The sequence below is a fragment of the Actinomadura sp. 6K520 genome (genome assembly GCF_004349245.1).
Taxonomy (GTDB): Bacteria; Actinomycetota; Actinomycetes; order Streptosporangiales; family Streptosporangiaceae; genus Spirillospora.
Genome location: NZ_SMLC01000408.1, coordinates 1 through 1,076, shown reverse-complemented (window position 1 = coordinate 1,076; position 1,076 = coordinate 1). Strand labels below are relative to the sequence as shown.

The following is a 1,076-nucleotide window of genomic DNA, read 5'->3' as shown; positions in this document are numbered from 1 at the left end:
CTGGCGCTGACCGGTCCCGGGCAGACGGCGGGGCTGTCGGTGTTCACCGAGCCGCTGATCCACGATCTGGAGATCTCGCGCACCCAGCTCAGCGGCGCCTACCTGGCCGCGACGCTGTCCGGCGCCGCGCTGCTACCCCTGGTGGGCCGGGCGTTGGACCGCTTCGGCGTACGCATGCTGGCGACATGCGCGGCGGTGCTGTTCGGCGCGGTACTGACCGGGTGCGCGGCGGTGGGATCGGTCTGGGGCCTCACCGCCGGTCTGGCCGGGCTCCGGCTGTCCGGGCAGGGGGCGCTCAGCCTGCTCGCCACCACGACCGTCGCGCTGTGGTTCACCCGCAACCGCGGCACGGCCCTAGGAGTGGTGACCTCGGTCGGCGCCGCCGGCATCTCGGCGACCCCGGTGCTGACCGAACGGCTCATCGCCGCCACCGACTGGCGCACGGCCTGGCTGATCCAGGGCCTGGTCATCTGGACGATCCTGATCCCGGTCGGTGCGTACGCGCTCCGCGGCCGCCCACCCGCGACCGTCCGTGACACCCGTTCCGCCGCCGGTGACGGATGGACGGTGAAACATGCGATGCGCACCGCCGCCTTCTGGACCATCATCGCGGCCGTCTCCTGCCAGGGCATGCTGACCACCGCCGTCGCCTTCCACCAGGTGTCACTGCTCGGCGAGCACAGCCTGTCACCGACCGAGGCCGCCGCCAACTTCCTCCCCCAGACCATGGCCGGACTCGCCACGGCGTTCCTCGTCGGCGCACTGGCCGACCGCTTTCCCCCGCGCTTCGTTCTGGCCGCCAGCTTGGCAGTGCTGGCCGCCGGGCTGCTCTGGACACCGCTGCTCGCACCCGGCTTCAGCGGCATCGCGTTCGGCCTGCTGCTGGGCGCCGCCGGAAACGGCATCCGCACCCTGGAAGCCTCCATCGTCCCGGCCTACTTCGGCACCGCCCACATCGGCGCGCTGCGCGGCATCATCCACGCCGCCACCGTCGCCTCCACCGCATTCGGCCCCATCCTCCTGGCCCTGGGCCACGACCTGGCCGGCTCTTACACACCACCACTCATGCTCTCCGC

The 1,076-nt window shown here is 72.3% G+C and carries 1 protein-coding gene; it reads left to right on the top strand.

The features are described from left to right. Positions 1-1,076 (top strand): MFS transporter (locus E1289_RS37695; RefSeq protein ID WP_165970789.1); only part of this gene is annotated, 1,076 nt, incomplete at both ends.